Below are 17,025 nucleotides of genomic sequence, written 5' to 3' on the forward strand. Positions count from 1 at the left end.
TTGAAGATCGACGCGCGGCAGGCCGGCCGGTTGCTGGCAGCACCCGTCGCCGTGCGGGCGATCCTGCTGCATGGCGAGGATCACGGGCTGATACGCGAGCGCGCGGCCGAAGCGGTGCGGGCGGCGGCCGGCAGCCTGGACGATCCGTTCCGTATCGCCGTCCTCGATCGCGACAGGCACGACCGGCTGGAGGAGGAGGCGACGGCGCTATCGCTGACCGGCGGCCGGCGCGTGGTCTGGGTGCGCGAGGCAACGGATCAGCTGCACGCAGCCCTCGCTCGGCTGCTGCCCGGCAAGGCGCGGGATGCGCCGCCACCGGGCAGCGCGGCGCTGATCGTGATCGAGGCGGGGGCGCTGCCGGCGCGTGCGAAGCTGCGGGCGCTCATCGAGGCGGCCCCGGAGGCGGCATCGATCGCGTGCTATCCCGAGGGGGGCCGCGCGCTGGAGGGCTCGATCGCGCGCATGCTGCAGGCCGAGCGGGTCGGCATCGATCCGGACGCGCTCGGCTGGCTCGCCTCCCGGCTGGGTGCGGATCGCGCCGCCGGGCGGGGCGAGGTCGAGAAGCTGGCGCTGTATGCCGGCAGCGGCGGCCGGCTCACGCTCGACGATGTGCAGGCGGTCACCCTGGATGCGGCCGGCGCGTCGCTCGAGGAGGCGGCGTTCGCCGCGACCGCCGGCGACCGGGCCGCCGCCGATCTTGCCATCGAGCGGGCCCTGTCGGAGGGTCTTGCGCCGGTGGCGCTGGCCCGCGCCCTGCTGTCGCATCTGCATCGGCTGCGCCAGACCCGGCTGCTGCTGGATGGCGGCGCCTCGCAGTCGGACGCCATGGCGCGCCTGCGGCCGCCGGTGTTCTTCAAGCGGAGTGCGCAGTTCAGCCGGGCACTCGGGCTGTGGTCCGCCGCCGGGTTGTTCGAGGCCGCGGTCGAGACCAGCCGCCTGGAGTCGGCGTGCAAGCAGACCGGAGCGCCGGACCAGGTGCTGGCGCGACGACACATCGCGATGCTGGCCGCCCGCGCCGCCGCGCGCCAGCACAGGCGTTCATAGAGCAGCATTATCGGAGATTTGGCGCCGCGAAGCGGTTCCAAATGATCGCATGCTGCTCTAGAAGGACGCTGGTTGTCCGCGTAGCTCAGCCGGATAGAGCACAGGATTCCTTGTCACCAACTGGGCGCCGCGAGGGGAAACCGCGCGGTGGATCCGCTCAAAGTCGGGGAACGCTGGGACGCGCAGGCGTCGTGCCGATCCCGAGCCAAGCCCCGCCGCGAGGCCCCGGTCTCGAAGGTGGGGAAGGTGTAGAGACTGGACGGGCGGCACCTAAGGGTTCCGGCCTAGGGTGAAGGGACAGTCCAGACCACGAACGCCGGTCCGGCCTGCCGGGGCGGCGGCGGCGAAAGTCGAAGTGGGATGAATCCTGGGGCCGTGGGTTCGAATCCCGCCGCGGACACCAGACGACCGATCAGGAAGGCCACACCAGGTCAGGACAAGACAGCCGCGGCACTTTGATCCGCCGAGGCATCTTCCGGCGCCGCTGCATCCGTGCAGACATGGCCACCGGCAATCAGGGCGGCGCTGCATGAAGACCTTCGGATCACTTGCAGGGCTCGCCTGCGTAGTCCTGGTCACGCTCGGATGCTCTTCCGGCGCACGAGCGGACCCGGCTTTGACGCCGCTGCCGCAGTGGTCGCTGGCCAGCGCAGCCCCGGACCCTGCCACGATGCCAAACGCGACGGCCGCCGGTGGGATGAGCGGCTCTGCGCCGAGCGTGACGCCAGTTGCCGAGCCGCAGGAAGGCGGGATCGTCGGCTATTTCGACGACTGGATGGACCGGGCAAACCGGGCCCAGGACGAGCAGCCGCACTGGATGACGCCGGTCGTGACCGTCACCCCGCGCCTGGAGCAGGAGGTGCGCTATGACCAGATGTGGGAGAAGCGCGGCGACGGTTCGACGCTGGACATCTTCGATGGCGGCAAGGGCCTGGAACTCATTCCGACGGAAACCAACGAGGTCCTGATCAATCCGCCTGCGTATCAGTACAAGGGCAACACGGCGTCACCGGCCAATGGCTGGCTCGATGATCAGTTCCTGGTCGTCAAGCAACGCCTGCTCAGCGCCAACGAGCAGAACGGCAACTACATCCTGACGGCCTTCCTCGGCATCACCGCGGAGTCCGGCAACGCAGCCTTCACCAACAAGACCTGGGTTGTCACGCCGACGATTGCCGGCGGCAAGGGCTGGGGCGACTTCGACATCCAGGCGACCAGCGGGATCGCGGTGCCGTTCAAGAACCAGGACAGCCTGGGCAAGTCGATCGCGACCAACATCGCCCTGCAATATCACCTGTTGACGTACATCTGGCCGGAGTTCGAGTTCAACGACACCTACTGGATCGACGGCAAGGAGCGCGGCGGCAAGAATCAGCTACTCATGACGCCGGGGGTCATCTTCGGCCGCTTCGTCATCCACAAGCGCATCAAGGCGATCATCGGCGGCGGCTACCAGTTCGCGGTGACCCCCAGGTATATCGACACGACCGAACAAACCCCAGCCTACAATCACGCCTGGATCCTGACGGCCCGCATCACCTTCTAAACATAGGTGATAAGGCAGAGCATGATCCGGTCAATCGTGCTCTGCCTGTCGTTTGATAAAGCAAGGTAATCGGCTCGGTCAGAGCCGGTCTTGCTCTAACTAGGTCGCGGAGTGCTTGTGCGCCTGGGTGGTATGGTCGTGCGCCTTCTCGCTGTGCTGGTGCGCCGCGACGGCGTGCTTCCTCGCATGCTCGTGGTTGCCGTGGGCGTGCTCGAAGGCGGCTGCATGATGGTGGTGCGCGGCAGCGGAATGATGGGCTGCGGCGGACAGGTGGCGCTCATGGGCGGGATGTTCGGAGGCGGCCATTGGACATGATCCCTTGCGGTAAGACTGTCGGATTGGGTGACGAGGACGCCACCGGGCGGCTTGGGTGACGAGAACGCCACCGCGGCGAAGTAAACACCGGATGCTCTTGATGCATTCCATGATCGTTTGACAATGCCGAGGCGACCCGTGGGCATAGGCAGACGATGGCCTTCGCCCGACCGCCCGCCGCCTCCGGGCTGGATCAGGTCTCGCCCGGCTCGGTTGCACCGAAATTGACAACCCGGTCCAAGGCGGCAGCGAGCTGCGCCAGCCCGAACGGCTTGGGCAGGAAGCCAAGCGGCGGCTGCAGGCCGGCCAGGCGCCCCAGCAGGCCCTCAGAGAAGCCCGACATGATCAGGATAGGCATCCCGGGGACGCGAAGGCGCGCCATCTCCACGATGTCGGCGCCATCGATCCAGCCTTGCAGCATCACATCCGTCAGCAGCACCTCGACGGGGTCGGGCTGGTTCAGCAGGCGGGCCGCCTCGGTGCCATCCGAGGCCGTCAGCACCTCGTAGCCCTCGTTGGCCAAAGCCTCTGCCGCCAGGTCGCGGACCAGCCCGTCATCCTCCACGACAAGAACGCGCATCTGCCCGGCCTCCGTCCGATTTTGGATCGAAACAATAATGACTGAGCAATGGATTCGCGCGCAAGCGATACCGGATTCCGGCCTGCTGATCTCCTAGAGCCGAAACAATTGACAAGAATCGCTTGAACAAACGTTTGCATCCGATCGGCAATCTCGCCCGTAGCCCTGAATACGCCACAATGTGCTCGGACGGTCCGCATGTCGGGAACGAGGTTCAGGCCCGCCACGCAGGCGCAGTGGAAACAGCATGGGCTGCATGACGGCCGACCGCGATACCTCTATGACCGGCAGCAACTGAACTGCTTTCACGTCCGGCTCGGCGCCGGCGTGTTTGGCCATGCCCCCTGCGGCGAAGTCGTCCTGCTGCATGCCGGCCCGTTTTGCGAGCGTCACGCCGCCGCCGACCTCATTGCCAGACTCGCCGGCTTTCTGAAGTGGTGACGCCGCGGACGCGTCAGGCAGGGCGGGAACCGCCCGATGCCTCGGGCTACCGCATCTTCTACAGCGCGACGCCGCCCGCCCTGGATTGGCGGAAGGAGGTCCTGCCGGGCACCTATCTGCCGATCAGGTTTCCCACCGGCGCGGCAGCGGAGGCTGTCTGCCGGCTGCTGGCCGCGCACGGCTTCTTTCCGCTGTGGGTCGAGGATCATCGCGGCAACCGCGTCCTGAAGAAGGAGGCGATCGACCGGCTCTGACCGTCAAAGCCTAATCCTGCTGCGTCATGGCACACGGCTTGTCCGGGCGTTCCAGTTCGAGCAGGCGCCGCTTGCGTGCCACACCCCACCGGTAGCCGGCCAGCGCCCCGTCCTGCCGGACGACCCGGTGGCAGGGTATCGCCACCGCCAACGCGTTGGCGGCGCACGCACCGGCCACTGCCCGCGCCGACCCCGCGGCGCCGATCCGCTCGGCGAGGGCGGTGTAGGTCGTCGTGCTGCCGGCCGGGATCTGGCGCAGCGCCTGCCATACGAGCTGCTGGAAGGCGGTGCCTCGGACATCGAGCGGCAGGTCGAGGCCGGTCCGCGGCGCCTCGACCAGACCCACCACCTGCGCCACCAGCCTCTCGTATTCGGCGTCGCCACCGACCAGGCGGGCGCTCCGGAACCGGTCCTGCAGCTCACGCGCCAGCGCCTCCGGATCGTCGCCGAGCAGGATGGCCGCGACGCCCCTGGCGCTGGAGGCAACCAGGATCGCCCCGAGCGAGCACTGGCCGATGGCGAAGCGCAGCTCCTCCCGGGTCCCCCCGGCGCGAAAGCGGCTCGGCGTCATGCCGAGAATGCCGTCGGACCCGGCATAGAACCGGCCGCTCGAGCCGAACCCGGCCTCATAGATCGCGGCGGTGACGGTGCTCCCGCCGGCGAGCGCCTCGCGCAGCCGGGCCGCCCGGCGCGCTCCGGCATAGGCCTTCGGCGTCAGGCCGGTCGCCCTCCTGAACAGCCGATGGAAATGCGACGGGCTCATCCCGGCCAAGGCGGCGAGCTGCCCGAGGGAGTGATGACCCTCGGCCTGCTCGATCGCCCGACAGGCCGCCGTCACCAGGGCGGCATGCCTGGCCTCGATCGGCGGTGCATCCGGATTGCAGCGCCGGCACGGCCGGAAGCCCGCACGCCGCGCCGCTTCCGGCGTCTCGTGGAACTCCACGTTCTCCCGCCGGGCCTGGCGCGAGGGGCAGGACGGGCGGCAATACACGCCGGTGGTGACGACGGAATACCAGAACAGGCCGTCCGCGCTCTTGTCACGCCGGAGCACGCGGCCCCAGCTCGCTTCATCGGCCACGCCGGCTTGATACGAAATCATGGCTGCAGGCGCCTTCACTCTGTTACCACCTGACCATGTCCCGGGCCTCGATCAACCGCACTCCGTTCCTTGTTCTCTAATCCTCCGGGGTTCTCTAATCCTCCGGGGCTCTCTAATCCTCCGGGGCTCTCTCATCCCCTGGGCGCGTGGGTGCGGCCGATCGCCGGCATCGTCGCCATCGTCGCCATCGTCTCGAGCGTGGCGGCCTTGGCGCTGCTGTTGCTGCCGCTCGTGCTGGTCCTGCTGATGGTGCTGTTCGACACCACGGCGCACGGCGTGCTGGTGCTGCTCGGGCTGCTGCTCGGCTGGCTGCGCGCCTTCCTGCCCGGCAGCCCGCACGCCACGACCGGTGCCGGCTTCCACCCGCTCGGGGTGGCGCTCGGCTCACTGCTGCACGCAATCCCGGTCCTCGGCGGCCTGCTCGCCATCCTGTCCGGCCGGCAGCCTCGCCACTGGCGCGGCGCCCTGCTGCTCTGGGTCGTTGCGGCGGCGTTCGACGGTTCCGTGGTAGCGGCAACGCTCGCCCCGGCGATAGCCGGCGCCGCGATCGGCGCCCTCCCGGCCAGGCGCGACGGGAATGTTGCCAGTCCGCAGCGGTCCCCGTCAGGCAGCCGGCCGGCCGCCGCCGCCGGCCGCGGAGGGAAATCCCAGGCGCAGGGCGGCGCGTCGGATCAGCCAGAGAGTACCCCAGATCGCCCAGGCGGCCACGCCGACCAGGAGCAGCGATCCCCACAGGGCTAGCCCCGCTTCCACCGGCACCAGAACCCAGTGCAAGACGACGCCCAGTAGCTTGAGGGTCTCCTGATGTGGAGCGGACCGCAGGCCGCTCGCACCGCTCTGCAGGACCAGGTGTTGCATGCTACCCGCCTCGACCGTGCCGGACAGGCCAGCACTCCTGAGAATTCCCAGCACCGCGTGCCGTACCGCAATTATGCAGGAAAAAATACCCGGCCGCCAGCGTGATTGCAACCCCAGGTCGCAGGCCGCCCCGGAATCTTGCGGCTGCATGCCGAAACATGCAGTTCAATTATTGCAACTTCGCGATACATCGCTGACATTACGGTCGGCCTGAAGGACGCCCCGGTTATCATGTTGATTTGGTTATGAGTCAGTTGGGCCCCGCCCTGGCCATGGTGTTCGCGGCGGTGGTCTTCATCGCTCCATTCTGGTTCGGTACGCCACCCGATCTCGGTTCGTAGAGCCTGCTTTCATCCGGGAGGCTGACATTGCCAGCAGGCCCGTGACACCGAGCCGTCGCAGCACCCAGGTGGCGCACCAGCCGAGCCACGCCGCAAGTGCCACGGCCAGGGCGATGCCCCAGACCAGCAGGGCGGCCTCGCCGAACGTGAGCAGCCAGTGCGTTGCAGTGCGTAGGAGCCAGGCAAGGTGCATTGCCGGTGCAGCATGAGCAGCGGTATGGCTGAAATCGGGACGAAAAGCGGCCAAATCAGGGCATCGCCCATGCACCACGATGCGGCGGGCTCGCATGCGTGAAATTGACAGCCGGCGCCCGCCACTCCTAGCTTTCGCTCCCGCCCAGGCCAGGTTGAACCCCCGGTCATGAACCGGTCGGGGGAGGCGCTCCGATGGATCTGGGTCTGAGGAACAAGGTTGCCGTCATCACCGGCGCCAGTGTCGGCATCGGCTCCGCCGTGGCCGAGGGCCTCGCCGCCGAGGGGGTGGACCTGATCATGGTGGCGCGCGATGCGGCTCGGCTGCAGGCCGAGGCCGCGCGCATCGCCGCCCTGCATGGCACCCGCGCCACCGCGGTCGCCGCCGACGTCGCAACCGGGCTCGGAACCGCAGCCGTGATCGATGCGGCGCAGGCGGCGGGCGGCGTCGATATCCTCATCAACAATGCCGGCACCGGATCGAACGAGACCGTCATGCAAGCGCCGGACGAGAAATGGCAGTCGTACTGGGACCTGCATGTCATGGCCGCGGTGCGGCTGGCGCGCGGCCTGGTGCCAATGATGCGCACCCGCGGCGGCGGCGTGGTGCTGCACAACGCCTCGATCTGCGCCGCCCAGCCGCTCTGGTACGAGCCGATCTACAACGTCACCAAGGCCGCGCTGATGATGTTCAGCAAGACCCTGGCGACCGAGGTGATCGGCGACAACATTCGCGTCAACTGCATCAATCCGGGCCTGATCCTCACGCCTGACTGGATCAAGACGGCCAAGCAACTCACCAGCGAGAGCGGCGGCGACTGGGAAGCCTACCTGCAGGGCGTGGCCGACGAGCACGCGCCGATCAAGCGTTTCGGCACGCCGCAGGAGCTGGCCAACTTCTTCGTGTTCCTCTGCTCCGACAAGGCTACCTACAGTGTCGGCTCCGCCTATTTCGTCGATGGCGGCATGCTCAAGACGCTTTGAAGGGAGACTGCCGTGACCACCGCCCGCGCCCCCGCTGCCCGCGCTCTCGTTCTCGAACGCCAGCACGAGCTTGCCCTGCGCGACATCGAGGTGCCCGCGACGCTGGGCCCGGATGACGTGCGCGTCGCCATCCATACCGTCGGCATCTGCGGCAGCGACGTGCACTACTACACGCATGGCCATATCGGCCCGTTCGTCGTGCGCGAGCCGATGGTGCTGGGCCACGAGGCGTCCGGCACCGTCACCGAGACCGGCGCGAACGTGCGCACGCTCAAGGTCGGTGATCGGGTCTGCATGGAGCCGGGCATCCCCGACCCGAACTCGCGCGCCTCGAAGCTCGGGCTGTACAATGTCGATCCGGCGGTCCGGTTCTGGGCCACGCCGCCGGTGCATGGCTGTCTCACCGGCTCGGTGGTGCATCCCGCCGCCTACACCTACCGGCTGCCGGACCATGTCAGCTTTGCCGAAGGGGCCATGGTCGAGCCGTTCGCCATCGGCGTGCAGGCGGCGGTCAAGGGCAAGATCAAGCCCGGCGACACCTGCCTCGTCACCGGCTGCGGCACCATCGGCCTGATGGTGGCGCTCGCAGCACTCGGCAGCGGCGCCGGCCGGGTGGTGATTTCCGACGTCGTCGATCCGAAGCTGGAACTTGCCGCGCGCTATCCCGGCCTGATCCCGGTCAACGTCTCGCGCGAGACGCTCCGCCATCGCATCGACGCGCTGTGCGGGCCTGATTGGGGCGCGGACGTGGTGCTGGAGGCCAGCGGCAGTCCGCGCGTCTATGACGACGTGCTCGCCTGCGTGCGTCCTGGGGGCACCGTGGTGCTGGTCGGCATGCCACCGGACAAGGTGGCGTTCGACATCGTCTCGGCGCAGGCCAAGGAGATCCGCATCGAGACCGTGTTCCGCTACGCCAACGTGTTCGACCGTGCCATCGAGATGATCGCCTCCGGCAAGGTGGACCTCAAGCCGCTGATCGCCGACAGCTTCGGCTTCGAGCGTTCGGTCGAGGCCTTCGAGCGGGCGGCCTCGGCTCGGCCGACCGACATCAAGCTGCAGATCGTGATGCCATGACCCTGGCGGGCCCGGTCATGATCTCGGCGCGGGCGAGGGTTTCGAGCATGTCGATGGCTTCCTCGTCGGCATTGACGCACGGGATCGCAAAGAACTTCTCGCCGCCCGCATGCAGGAACTCCTGGCGCAGTTCGTTGCCGATCTCGTCCAGCGTCTCGATGCAGTCCGCGAGGAACCCCGGCATCACGACGGCAAGCTTGCGCAGGCCGTGCCTCGCCAGCTCGACCACCGTGGGCGCGGTGTAGGGCTCCAGCCACTTCGCGGGGCCGAAACGCGACTGGTAGGTGAGCAGGCAGGTCTGCTCGTTCAGGCCGAGCGACCGGCGCAGGGCGCGGATCGTACGCTCGCACTCGGCATCGTAGGTGTCGCCCAGCTTCACGTATTTTTTCGGCAGGCCGTGGAACGACGCCACCAGGATGTCGGGCTTCCAGTCGAGGCCGGCGAGCGCGCGCCGGATCGAGGCATCGAGAGCCGCGATATAGGACGGATGATCCGGGAAGGACGGCACGGTGCGCACGGCCGGTTGCCGGCGCAGCCGCATGAGCGTGCGGAACACCTGGTCGTTCGCGGTTGCGGTCGTGGTGGCGCTGTATTGAGGATACAGCGGCAGCACCACGATACGCTCGCAGCCTTGCTCAATGAGCTGGTTGATCGCGACATCGATGGACGGACTGCCGTAGCGCATGCCGTACACCACCGGGATCTGCTCGCCGGCCAGGCGGCGTCCCAGCTTCTCCGCCTGCGCCCGGGTATAGGTGAGCAGCGGGGACTCGTTGCGCTCCGTGTTCCAGATCCGCTGGTAGTTCCGGCCGCTCCTCTGTGGCCGCAGGCTGAGCACCAGCCCCTGCAGGATCGGCTGCCAGACCAGCGAATTCGCCTCGATGACCCGGCGATCGGAGAGGAATTCCGACAGATAACGCCGGACGGAACGATAATCCGTCCCGTCCGGCGTGCCGAGATTGATCAGCAGGATACCGACATTGTGCATGCCGGGCAGGTTACTCCGCGGCGGCGGCCACGTCAGCAGCCCCCCCATCAGCGGCAGTCGTCGGGGCCGAGGCCGGGTCGGTGTGCGTCGCCTTGATCGCCGCCTCGACGCCGGCCGCCCAGGCCGCATCCGCGCGGCGGAAGTGCTCGATCTGTCGCGCGATGATGTCGGGCGGCACGCCCTGCATCGCGGCTGCGATGTTGTCGAAGAACCGGCGGCGCTGGTTCTCGTCGAACATGCGGAACAGGTTGCCCGGCTGGGTGTAGTCGTCGTTGCCGATGCGATGGTCATACCAGCCGGCATCGCCGGAGATGCGCAGCGGCGGCTCCTTCGCGGTCGGCTGCTCGACCGGGCCGTCGAAGGAGTTCGGCTCGTAGAAGTGGTCGGTGCCCTTCGGGGCGTCGAGCCGCATCGGGCCATCGGCATGGTAGGTGTTCACCGCGGAGTGCGGACGGTTGACCGGCAGCATCTCGTAGTGGGTGCCGACGCGGTAGCGATGCGCGTCCGCATAGGCGAACAGGCGGCTCTGCAGGACCTTGTCCGGCGAGACGCCGATGCCGGGGACGATGTTCGACGGCGAGAACGAGGACTGCTCGATCTCGGCGAAGTAGTGCTCCGGATTGCGGTTCAGCGCCACCTCGCCGACCTCGATCAGCGGATAGTCGCTGTGCGGCCAGACCTTGGTCAGGTCGAACGGGTTGTACGACGTCGTCTCGGCGTCCCGCTCCGGCATGATCTGGACGAACAGGCGCCACTTCGGAAAATCGCCACGCTCGATCGCGTCATAGAGGTCGCGCTGCGCGCTCTCGCGGTCGCAGGCGATGATCTGGTTGGCCTCCTCGTTGGTCCAGTGCCTGTGGCCCTGCAGGGTCTTGAAGTGGAACTTCACCCAGTAGCGCTCGCCGGCATCGTTCCAGAAGCTGAAAGTGTGGCTGCCATAGCCGTTGATGTGACGGTAGCCCTGCGGCAGTCCCCGGTCGGAGAACAGGATCGCCACCTGGTGCAGGCTCTCGGGCGAAAGCGACCAGAAATCCCACATCGCGGTCGGCGAGCGCAGGTTGGTGCGGGGATGGCGCTTCTGGGTGCGGATGAAGTCCGGGAACTTCATCGGGTCGCGGATGAAGAACACCGGCGTGTTGTTGCCGACCAGGTCCCAGTTGCCCTCCTCAGTATAGAACTTCACCGAGAAGCCACGTACGTCCCGTTCCGCGTCGGCAGCGCCGCGCTCGCCGGCGACGGTCGAGAAGCGCATCAGCAGGTCGGTCGTCTTGCCGATCTCGCTGAACAGCCTTGCCTTGGTGTACTGCGTGATGTCGTGGGTGACGGTAAGCCGGCCGTAGGCGCCTGACCCCTTCGCATGCACCACGCGTTCGGGAATCCGCTCGCGGTTCTGGTGTGCCAGCTTCTCGATCAGCTGGTAGTTGTCGAGCAGAAGCGGGCCGCGCGGACCGGCGCTGCGGCTGTTCTGGTTGTCCGGCAGCGGCGAGCCGGCCGTGGTCGTCAGGATTTCATCGCTCATCGGATTCTCCGCATTGAAAGTGCAACCCTAGAGCCCGGTGGCTGATCAGGGTATTCGATCGTCCCTGTGTAAACGATAGGCTCTACCTATCATGCGACTTGCGCTTCCGGACCGCCGCCAGCAACCAGCCGGAGCGCCTGCGCCAGACGGCGAACAAAGCCCCCGGCGATGCGTCTGCCCGTCGCGCCGGCAGACGAGAGCCGACGCGGCATGACCCGGACCCATCTGAGCGGCCTCTCCTTGCGTGACCTGGAATATGCGGTCGCGGTCGCGGAGCTGCGGCATTTCGGGCGCGCGGCCGAACGCTGCGGGGTCAGCCAGCCTGCGCTCAGCGGGCAGATACGCAAGCTCGAGGCGCTGCTCGGCACGCCCCTGTTCGAGCGCACGGCGCGACGCATCGAGCTGACCGGCCATGGCGAGGTGCTGTTGCGGCAGGCGCGTCTGGTGCTGCGCGAGGCGCTGGGGCTGCTGGAGATGGCCGGCGCGGGCGCCGATCCGCTGCAGGGGGCGCTACGCCTCGGCGTGATCCCGACGCTCGGCCCGTACTACCTGCCGCTGGTGCTGCGGTCGCTGCGCGACCGCTTCGCCGGGCTGGAACTGCTGCTGCAGGAGGGCCGCACGATCGAGCTGCTCGAGCAGCTGCAGCGCGGCAGCCTCGATGCAATCCTCGCGGCACTGCCCCTCGCCGGCGACCAGCTCGACAGCACGGCGCTGTTCTTCGAGCGCTTCCAGCTGCTGCTGCCCGCACGCCACGCCCTGCTCGACGCACCGGCACTGCGTCCGGAGGACCTGCCGGGACACGACCTGCTGCTGCTGGAGGAGGGGCATTGCCTGCGCGACCAGGCGATCTCGCTGTGCAACCTGCCCGGCCCGACGGGGCGCCAGGCGAGGCACGCCAGCAGCCTGGAGATGCTGCGCCACATGGTCGCCGCCGGCGAGGGCTACACGCTGATGCCGCAGCTCGCCACCCGCTCCACCGACGGGCCCGACACGCTCGGCGGCCTGCTGCGGCTGCGGCCGCTCGATGCCGGCGCGAGCGGTGCGGCAGCCGGCCGGCTGATCGGCCTGGCCTGGCGCGCGACCGACCCGCGCGGACCGCATTTCGCCCGGCTCGGCGCATTCCTGCGCGACCAGGCGCCGGATGGCACCGAGCCCGAGGCCGGTCGCTCGATTTCACCGTGAAACCCAAACCCGCGCCGGGACCATGCAGCAGTCCTTGCGGGCCGTCGCAGGCGGCGGCAGTGGTGGCGCTGATCGGATTTCCCGGTGGCGACGTGCCCGGCCTCGACTTCACCACGCTGCGCGTCGCGGTGGCGATCGGGCTGCAGCCCGTCATCGACCAGGCCTTCGACTTCGACGAGGCGCCCGTCGTGTTCGAGCGGCTGCTGAGTGGGCGGCAGGTCGGCAAGATCGTTATCCGGCTGCCTGGATGACCAAGGCAAAGGCGGCATCCCATGCGGGATGCCGCCTTTGTCGTCTCAGGCCAGGTCGAACCGGTCCAGGTTCATCACCTTGGTCCACACCGCCACGAAGTCCTGCACGAAGGCTTCCTGGCTGTCCGTGCATCCGAACACCTCCGCCACCGCCCGGAGCAGCGAGTTCGACCCGAAGATCAGGTCGACGCGGCTGCCGGTCCATTTCAGCTCGCCGGTCCGGCGGTCGCGGCCTTCGAAGCGGTCGTCGGCGTCGGAGGTCGCCTTCCACGTCGTCGTCATGTCGAGCAGGTTGACGAAGAAGTCGTTGGTCAGCGTTCCCGGCCGCTTCGTGAAGACACCGAGATCGGTGCCACCGTAATTGGCACCCAGCACCCGCAGGCCGCCGACCAGGACCGTCATCTCGGGCCCGGTCAGCGACAGCAGGTGCGCCCGGTCGACCAGGTGGACTTCCTCGTGCTTGCCACGCGCGTCGCCGACATAGTTGCGGAAGCCGTCGACCTTCGGCTCCAGCACGGCGAAGGACTGCACGTCGGTCTGCTCCTGCGATGCGTCGGTACGGCCCGGCGTGAACGGCACCGTCACGGCGTGCCCGGCATCGCGGGCCGCCTTCTCGACGGCAGCGGAGCCGCCGAGCACGATCAGGTCGGCGAGCGAGACCTGCTTGCCGCCGGACTGGCTTGCATTGAACTCGGCCTGGATCCGCTCCAGCGTCTGCAGCACCTTCGCAAGCTCCGCCGGCTCGTTCGCCGCCCAGTCCTTCTGCGGCGCAAGACGGAGGCGCGCGCCATTGGCGCCACCCCGCTTGTCGGTGCCACGGAACGTCGAGGCCGACTTCCAGGCGGTCGAGACCAGCTGCGAGACGGTCAGACCGGAATCGAGGAGGCGCGCCTTCAGGGTCGCGATCTCCGGCTCGCCGATCAGGGGATGGTCGATGGCGGGCACCGGGTCCTGCCACAGCAGCACCTCGCCGGGCACCTCCGGGCCGAGATAGCGTGCCAGCGGCCCCATGTCGCGATGGGTCAGCTTGAACCAGGCGCGGGCGAAGGCGTCGGCGAACTCGTTGAGGTTCGCATGGAACCGCTTGGAGATCTCCAGGTAGGCCGGGTCGGTGATCAGCGCGATGTCCGACGTGAACATCATCGGCGCGTGGCGCTTGCTGGCGTCATGCGCGTCCGGCACCTGGTCGGCTCCGGCGCCGTTCTTCGGCTGCCACTGCCAGCCGCCGCCGGGACCCTTCTGCTGCTCCCATTCGAAGCCGAACAGGTTGTCGTAGTAGCCGTTGTCCCACCTGGTCGGCTCGGGGGTCCAGGCGCCCTCGAGCCCGCTGGAGATCGTGTCCGGGCCGCGGCCGGTGCGGTAGCTGTTGCTCCAGCCCAGGCCCATCTGCTCGATGCCGGCCGCCTCGGGCTCCGGCCCGACATACTCCCCGGCACTGGCCGCGCCGTGGCTCTTGCCGAAGGTGTGGCCGCCGGCGACCAGCGCCACCGTCTCCTCGTCGTTCATCGCCATGCGCGCGAAGGTCTCGCGGATGTCGCGGGCAGAGGCGAGCGGATCGGGGGAGCCGTTCGGCCCCTCCGGGTTGACGTAGATCAGCCCCATCTGGACCGCACCGAGATGGTCGGCCAACTCGCGGTCGCCGCTGTAGCGCTTGTCGTCGAGCCAGGTATCTTCCGGGCCCCAGTTGATGTCCTCCTCGGGCTCCCAGACATCCACCCGGCCGCCGGCGAAGCCGAACGTCTTGAGCCCCATCGACTCCAGCGCGCAGTTGCCGGTGAGCACCATCAGGTCGGCCCAGGAGATCTTGCGGCCATATTTCTGCTTGATCGGCCAGAGCAGCAGCCGCGCCTTGTCGAGATTGGCATTGTCGGGCCACGAATTCAGCGGCGCGAAGCGCTGGGTGCCGGAGCCGGCGCCGCCGCGGCCGTCGCCGATCCGGTAGGTGCCCGCGCTATGCCATGCCATGCGGATGAACAGCGGCCCGTAATGCCCGAAATCGGCCGGCCACCAGTCCTGCGACGTGGTCATCAGGGCAAACAGGTCCTGCTTCACCGCCGCCAGGTCGAGGCTCTTGAATTGCTCGGCGTAGTTGAAGTCCGCCTTCAGCGGATTGGCGACGACCGAGTGCTGGTGCAGGATCTTGAGGTTGAGCTGGTTCGGCCACCATTCCTGGTTGGACCTGGGCCACGCCGTCGAGTTGCTGGGAGCCACGCCCCTCATGGGGCACTGGCCGACGCTGTCTCCGTCCATCTCTCTCTCCCGCTCTGCCACATTGATCTAGAGATTGGTTTACGTCTCAGGCTGATCCAGCCTGAGACGATCAGGCTCTAGCGCGTCGATCGACGCGGTCCATGCCCGGGTCGCCCCGGTGCCACTGCCGGATTGTAGCAACAATGCGGGCGCGGGAAAGAGCCGGGTGCCTCAGGGCAGGGGGTCAGGTCGTCCCGCTGGCGTCCCGTACGGGGTTCGAACCCGTGTTACCGCCGTGAAAGGGCGGTGTCCTAGGCCACTAGACGAACGGGACGCATGGCCCGGGTGGGTAGCGGAGCGGGGCCGGATCGGTCAAGCCACGCTCGGGCGGGCTGCATCCGCGATGAAGAAGCCGGCCTCGACGCGCCCCTGCCACGCCTGCGCGCGCAACTGGCCAGCCAGATGCAGCCGCGCGCCGTCGCGGCTTTCGAGCGCCGCGGTCAGGGGGGCTTCGTTGGCGCGAAACAGCAGCGCCTTGAGCCTCGGACCGCCGCCCTCGCCCTCGACCATCAGCCGCAGCGTGTTGCCCTCCTTGCCGATCCGGTCGGCCCGCACCACCCGCACATTGGGCACCGCGAACACCGGTTCGTCGTTACCGGGCCCGAACGGCCCCAGCCGGCCGACATGGGCCGCAAGCTCGGCGCTGGCGCCCGAGACCCCCAGCACCGCATCCACCGACAAGTCGAGAGCCGCCGGGCGGTGCCGCGCCTCCGCCAGCCGCTCGTCGAGGAAGCCGTGCAAGGCCGCAATCCCGTCCGCGCGCAGCGAGAAACCCGCCGCCATCGCGTGGCCGCCGCCGGTCAGCAGCAGTCCGGACTGCCGCGCCGCGATGATCGCCGTGCCGAGATCGAGCCCGGGAACGGAGCGTCCCGAGCCCTTGACGCTGCCATCCTCCAGTTCGGCGCCGACCAGCGCCGGCCGGTTGAACCGCTCCTTCACGCGCCCGGCGACGATGCCCACCACGCCGGGATGCCAGCCTGGGCCGCTGAGCAGCAGGACGGCGTGGCCAGCCGCCACCTGCTCCGCCGCCAGCGCCATCGCGTGATCCAGGATCGCCGCCTCGACGCCGCGCCGCTGCCGGTTGACGCCGTCGAGGCGCTCGGCCAGCGCCCGTGCCTCCTCGGCATCCTCGCACAGCAGCAGCCGCAGCCCGAGATCGGCTTGGGCGATGCGGCCGCCGGCATTGATGCGCGGTCCGATCGCAAAGCCGCAAGTGAAGGCGTTCGGCGCGTCCCGCGCCATCGCCACCTCGAGCAGGGCATTGATGCCGATCCGCTCGCGCCTTCCCATCACCTTCAGCCCTTGCGTCACCAGCGCCCGGTTCAGGCCGGTCAACGGCATCACGTCGCAGATCGTGGCCAGCGCCACCATGTCGAGGCGGGCGATCAGGTCGGGCTCGGACCGTCCGGCGAACCAGCCGCGCCGGCGCAGCACCCGCACCATCGCCACCGCAGCCAGGAAGGCGATCGCGGTCGCACACAGCGAGCCCAGCCCCGAGGCGCAGTCGAGCCGGTTCGGATTGACCGTGGCTAGCACCGGCGGCGGCAGCCCCTCCGCCTTGTGGTGGTCCAGGATCACCACGTCGGCGCGGCCCAGCACCGCGCCCAGCGGCTCCGGAGCGGCGGTGCCGCAATCGACGCAGACGATCAGGCCGGCGCCGCGCTCCGCCATCGAGACCAGCGCCGGCGCGTTCGGCCCGTAGCCTTCCAGCATCCGGTCCGGCACGTGGGTCAGCACCGCACAGCCGAGCTCGCGCAGCAGCCCGGCCAGCAGGCCGGTGGCGCACGCGCCGTCCACATCATAGTCGCCGAAGATCCCGACCGTTTCGGCGCCAGCCACGGCGTCGGCGAGCCGGTCGGCGGCAGCATCCATGTCGGTGAGGCAGCTCGGGTCGGGCAGCAGGGCGCGCAGGGTCGGCTCGAGGAAATGTGCCGCACCGTCGAGGGTGACGCCACGCGCATGCAGCAGGCGCCCGACGAGCTCCGGCACCCCGCAGTTCTGCGCGATGGCCGCCGCCAGCCGCTCCTGCTCCAGCCCCTCGCAACGCCCGACCCAGCGCCGGCCGCTCAGGCTGCTCGCGATGTCGAGCACCGGCCCCGCGGCCGGT

The 17,025-nt window shown here is 68.7% G+C and carries 16 protein-coding genes and 1 tRNA gene; 9 read left to right on the top strand and 8 right to left on the bottom strand.

The genetic code is table 11. The features are described from left to right. Nucleotides 1-1,044, top strand: a complete 1,044-nt coding sequence (gene holA, locus ACQY4O_RS15105; protein WP_428377178.1) for a DNA polymerase III subunit delta — start codon at nt 1-3, stop codon at nt 1,042-1,044. 616 nt (nt 1,045-1,660) lie between these two features. Beyond that, nucleotides 1,661-2,590 carry a hypothetical protein gene (locus ACQY4O_RS15110; protein WP_428377179.1) on the top strand — a complete coding sequence of 310 codons (930 nt, stop codon included), beginning with the start codon at nt 1,661-1,663 and terminating at the stop codon, nt 2,588-2,590. Between the two features lie 99 nt (nt 2,591-2,689). Here ACQY4O_RS15110 and ACQY4O_RS15115 read toward each other — a convergent pair whose 3' ends face one another. Both ACQY4O_RS15115 and ACQY4O_RS15120 read right to left on the bottom strand, forming a co-directional pair. Beyond that, complete coding sequence (locus ACQY4O_RS15115; RefSeq protein WP_428377180.1) at nt 2,690-2,896, bottom strand: hypothetical protein; 207 nt, start codon at nt 2,894-2,896, stop codon at nt 2,690-2,692. Nucleotides 2,897-3,098: 202 nt separating this feature from the next. Next, complete coding sequence (locus tag ACQY4O_RS15120; RefSeq protein WP_428377181.1) at nt 3,099-3,485, bottom strand: response regulator; 387 nt, start codon at nt 3,483-3,485, stop codon at nt 3,099-3,101. Between the two features lie 198 nt (nt 3,486-3,683). On the opposite strand from ACQY4O_RS15120, the gene ACQY4O_RS15125 reads away from it, so the two are divergent. Together ACQY4O_RS15125 and ACQY4O_RS15130 are read left to right on the top strand one after the other, a co-directional pair. Next, nucleotides 3,684-3,926, top strand: a complete 243-nt coding sequence (locus ACQY4O_RS15125; RefSeq protein WP_428377182.1) for a hypothetical protein — start codon at nt 3,684-3,686, stop codon at nt 3,924-3,926. Beyond that, on the top strand, nt 3,923-4,180 hold the full coding sequence (locus tag ACQY4O_RS15130; protein WP_428377183.1) for a hypothetical protein: 258 nt from the start codon (nt 3,923-3,925) through the stop codon (nt 4,178-4,180). The genes ACQY4O_RS15125 and ACQY4O_RS15130 overlap by 4 nt, the downstream gene beginning before the upstream one ends. A gap of 10 nt (nt 4,181-4,190) precedes the next feature. Here the strand turns inward: ACQY4O_RS15130 and ada are convergent, their stop codons facing one another. Further along, nucleotides 4,191-5,279 carry a bifunctional DNA-binding transcriptional regulator/O6-methylguanine-DNA methyltransferase Ada gene (gene ada, locus ACQY4O_RS15135; RefSeq protein WP_428377184.1) on the bottom strand — a complete coding sequence of 363 codons (1,089 nt, stop codon included), beginning with the start codon at nt 5,277-5,279 and terminating at the stop codon, nt 4,191-4,193. A 150-nt stretch (nt 5,280-5,429) separates the two neighbouring features. Here ada and ACQY4O_RS15140 point away from each other — a divergent pair, with 150 nt between their 5' ends. The 3 genes from ACQY4O_RS15140 to ACQY4O_RS15150 all read left to right on the top strand — a co-directional run bounded on the left by ACQY4O_RS15140 (nt 5,430) and on the right by ACQY4O_RS15150 (nt 8,728). After that, nucleotides 5,430-6,020, top strand: a complete 591-nt coding sequence (locus ACQY4O_RS15140; protein ID WP_428377185.1) for a hypothetical protein — start codon at nt 5,430-5,432, stop codon at nt 6,018-6,020. Between the two features lie 845 nt (nt 6,021-6,865). Then, a complete protein-coding gene (locus tag ACQY4O_RS15145) occupies nt 6,866-7,654 on the top strand; it encodes an SDR family NAD(P)-dependent oxidoreductase (protein WP_428377186.1) in 789 nt (262 codons plus the stop codon). A 12-nt stretch (nt 7,655-7,666) separates the two neighbouring features. Continuing rightward, nucleotides 7,667-8,728 carry an NAD(P)-dependent alcohol dehydrogenase gene (locus ACQY4O_RS15150; protein WP_428377187.1) on the top strand — a complete coding sequence of 354 codons (1,062 nt, stop codon included), beginning with the start codon at nt 7,667-7,669 and terminating at the stop codon, nt 8,726-8,728. On the opposite strand, the gene hemH is transcribed toward ACQY4O_RS15150, so the two are convergent. Further along, nucleotides 8,703-9,716, bottom strand: coding sequence for a ferrochelatase (gene hemH / locus ACQY4O_RS15155; RefSeq protein WP_428377188.1), 1,014 nt, complete (start codon nt 9,714-9,716; stop codon nt 8,703-8,705). The genes ACQY4O_RS15150 and hemH overlap by 26 nt on opposite strands. 10 nt (nt 9,717-9,726) lie before the next feature. Beyond that, nucleotides 9,727-11,235, bottom strand: a complete 1,509-nt coding sequence (locus ACQY4O_RS15160) for a catalase (protein ID WP_428377189.1) — start codon at nt 11,233-11,235, stop codon at nt 9,727-9,729. A 168-nt stretch (nt 11,236-11,403) separates the two neighbouring features. Here ACQY4O_RS15160 and ACQY4O_RS15165 point away from each other — a divergent pair, with 168 nt between their 5' ends. Further along, nucleotides 11,404-12,417, top strand: a complete 1,014-nt coding sequence (locus ACQY4O_RS15165) for a LysR substrate-binding domain-containing protein (protein WP_428377190.1) — start codon at nt 11,404-11,406, stop codon at nt 12,415-12,417. A 62-nt stretch (nt 12,418-12,479) separates the two neighbouring features. Further along, nucleotides 12,480-12,668: a zinc-binding dehydrogenase gene (locus tag ACQY4O_RS15170; protein ID WP_428377191.1), complete on the top strand. Its 189-nt coding sequence runs from the start codon at nt 12,480-12,482 to the stop codon at nt 12,666-12,668. Nucleotides 12,669-12,713: 45 nt separating this feature from the next. Here the strand turns inward: ACQY4O_RS15170 and katG are convergent, their stop codons facing one another. The 3 genes from katG to recJ form a co-directional block, all read right to left on the bottom strand. Then, a complete protein-coding gene (gene katG / locus ACQY4O_RS15175) occupies nt 12,714-14,918 on the bottom strand; it encodes a catalase/peroxidase HPI (RefSeq protein WP_428377192.1) in 2,205 nt (734 codons plus the stop codon). Between the two features lie 198 nt (nt 14,919-15,116). Then, nucleotides 15,117-15,192: transfer RNA gene (locus ACQY4O_RS15180), tRNA-Glu, on the bottom strand. Between the two features lie 38 nt (nt 15,193-15,230). Continuing rightward, nucleotides 15,231-17,000: a single-stranded-DNA-specific exonuclease RecJ gene (recJ, locus tag ACQY4O_RS15185; protein ID WP_428378211.1), complete on the bottom strand. Its 1,770-nt coding sequence runs from the start codon at nt 16,998-17,000 to the stop codon at nt 15,231-15,233. Nucleotides 17,001-17,025: the final 25 nt, after the last annotated feature.

Origin of the sequence: Lichenicoccus sp. (assembly GCF_965277665.1) — a bacterium.
Classification (GTDB): domain Bacteria; phylum Pseudomonadota; class Alphaproteobacteria; order Acetobacterales; family Acetobacteraceae; genus Lichenicoccus.

What these genes read in the sequence shown, in the direction of transcription:
- ACQY4O_RS15115 (WP_428377180.1), bottom strand. Translation starts at nt 2,896, where the DNA reads ATGGCCGCCTCCGAACATCCCGCCCATGAGCGCCACCTGTCCGCCGCA.
- ACQY4O_RS15120 (WP_428377181.1), bottom strand. Translation starts at nt 3,485, where the DNA reads ATGCGCGTTCTTGTCGTGGAGGATGACGGGCTGGTCCGCGACCTGGCG.
- ACQY4O_RS15125 (WP_428377182.1), top strand. Translation starts at nt 3,684, where the DNA reads ATGTCGGGAACGAGGTTCAGGCCCGCCACGCAGGCGCAGTGGAAACAG.
- ada (WP_428377184.1), bottom strand. Translation starts at nt 5,279, where the DNA reads ATGATTTCGTATCAAGCCGGCGTGGCCGATGAAGCGAGCTGGGGCCGC.
- ACQY4O_RS15145 (WP_428377186.1), top strand. Translation starts at nt 6,866, where the DNA reads ATGGATCTGGGTCTGAGGAACAAGGTTGCCGTCATCACCGGCGCCAGT.
- hemH (WP_428377188.1), bottom strand. Translation starts at nt 9,716, where the DNA reads ATGCACAATGTCGGTATCCTGCTGATCAATCTCGGCACGCCGGACGGG.
- ACQY4O_RS15160 (WP_428377189.1), bottom strand. Translation starts at nt 11,235, where the DNA reads ATGAGCGATGAAATCCTGACGACCACGGCCGGCTCGCCGCTGCCGGAC.
- ACQY4O_RS15165 (WP_428377190.1), top strand. Translation starts at nt 11,404, where the DNA reads ATGCGTCTGCCCGTCGCGCCGGCAGACGAGAGCCGACGCGGCATGACC.
- katG (WP_428377192.1), bottom strand. Translation starts at nt 14,918, where the DNA reads ATGGACGGAGACAGCGTCGGCCAGTGCCCCATGAGGGGCGTGGCTCCC.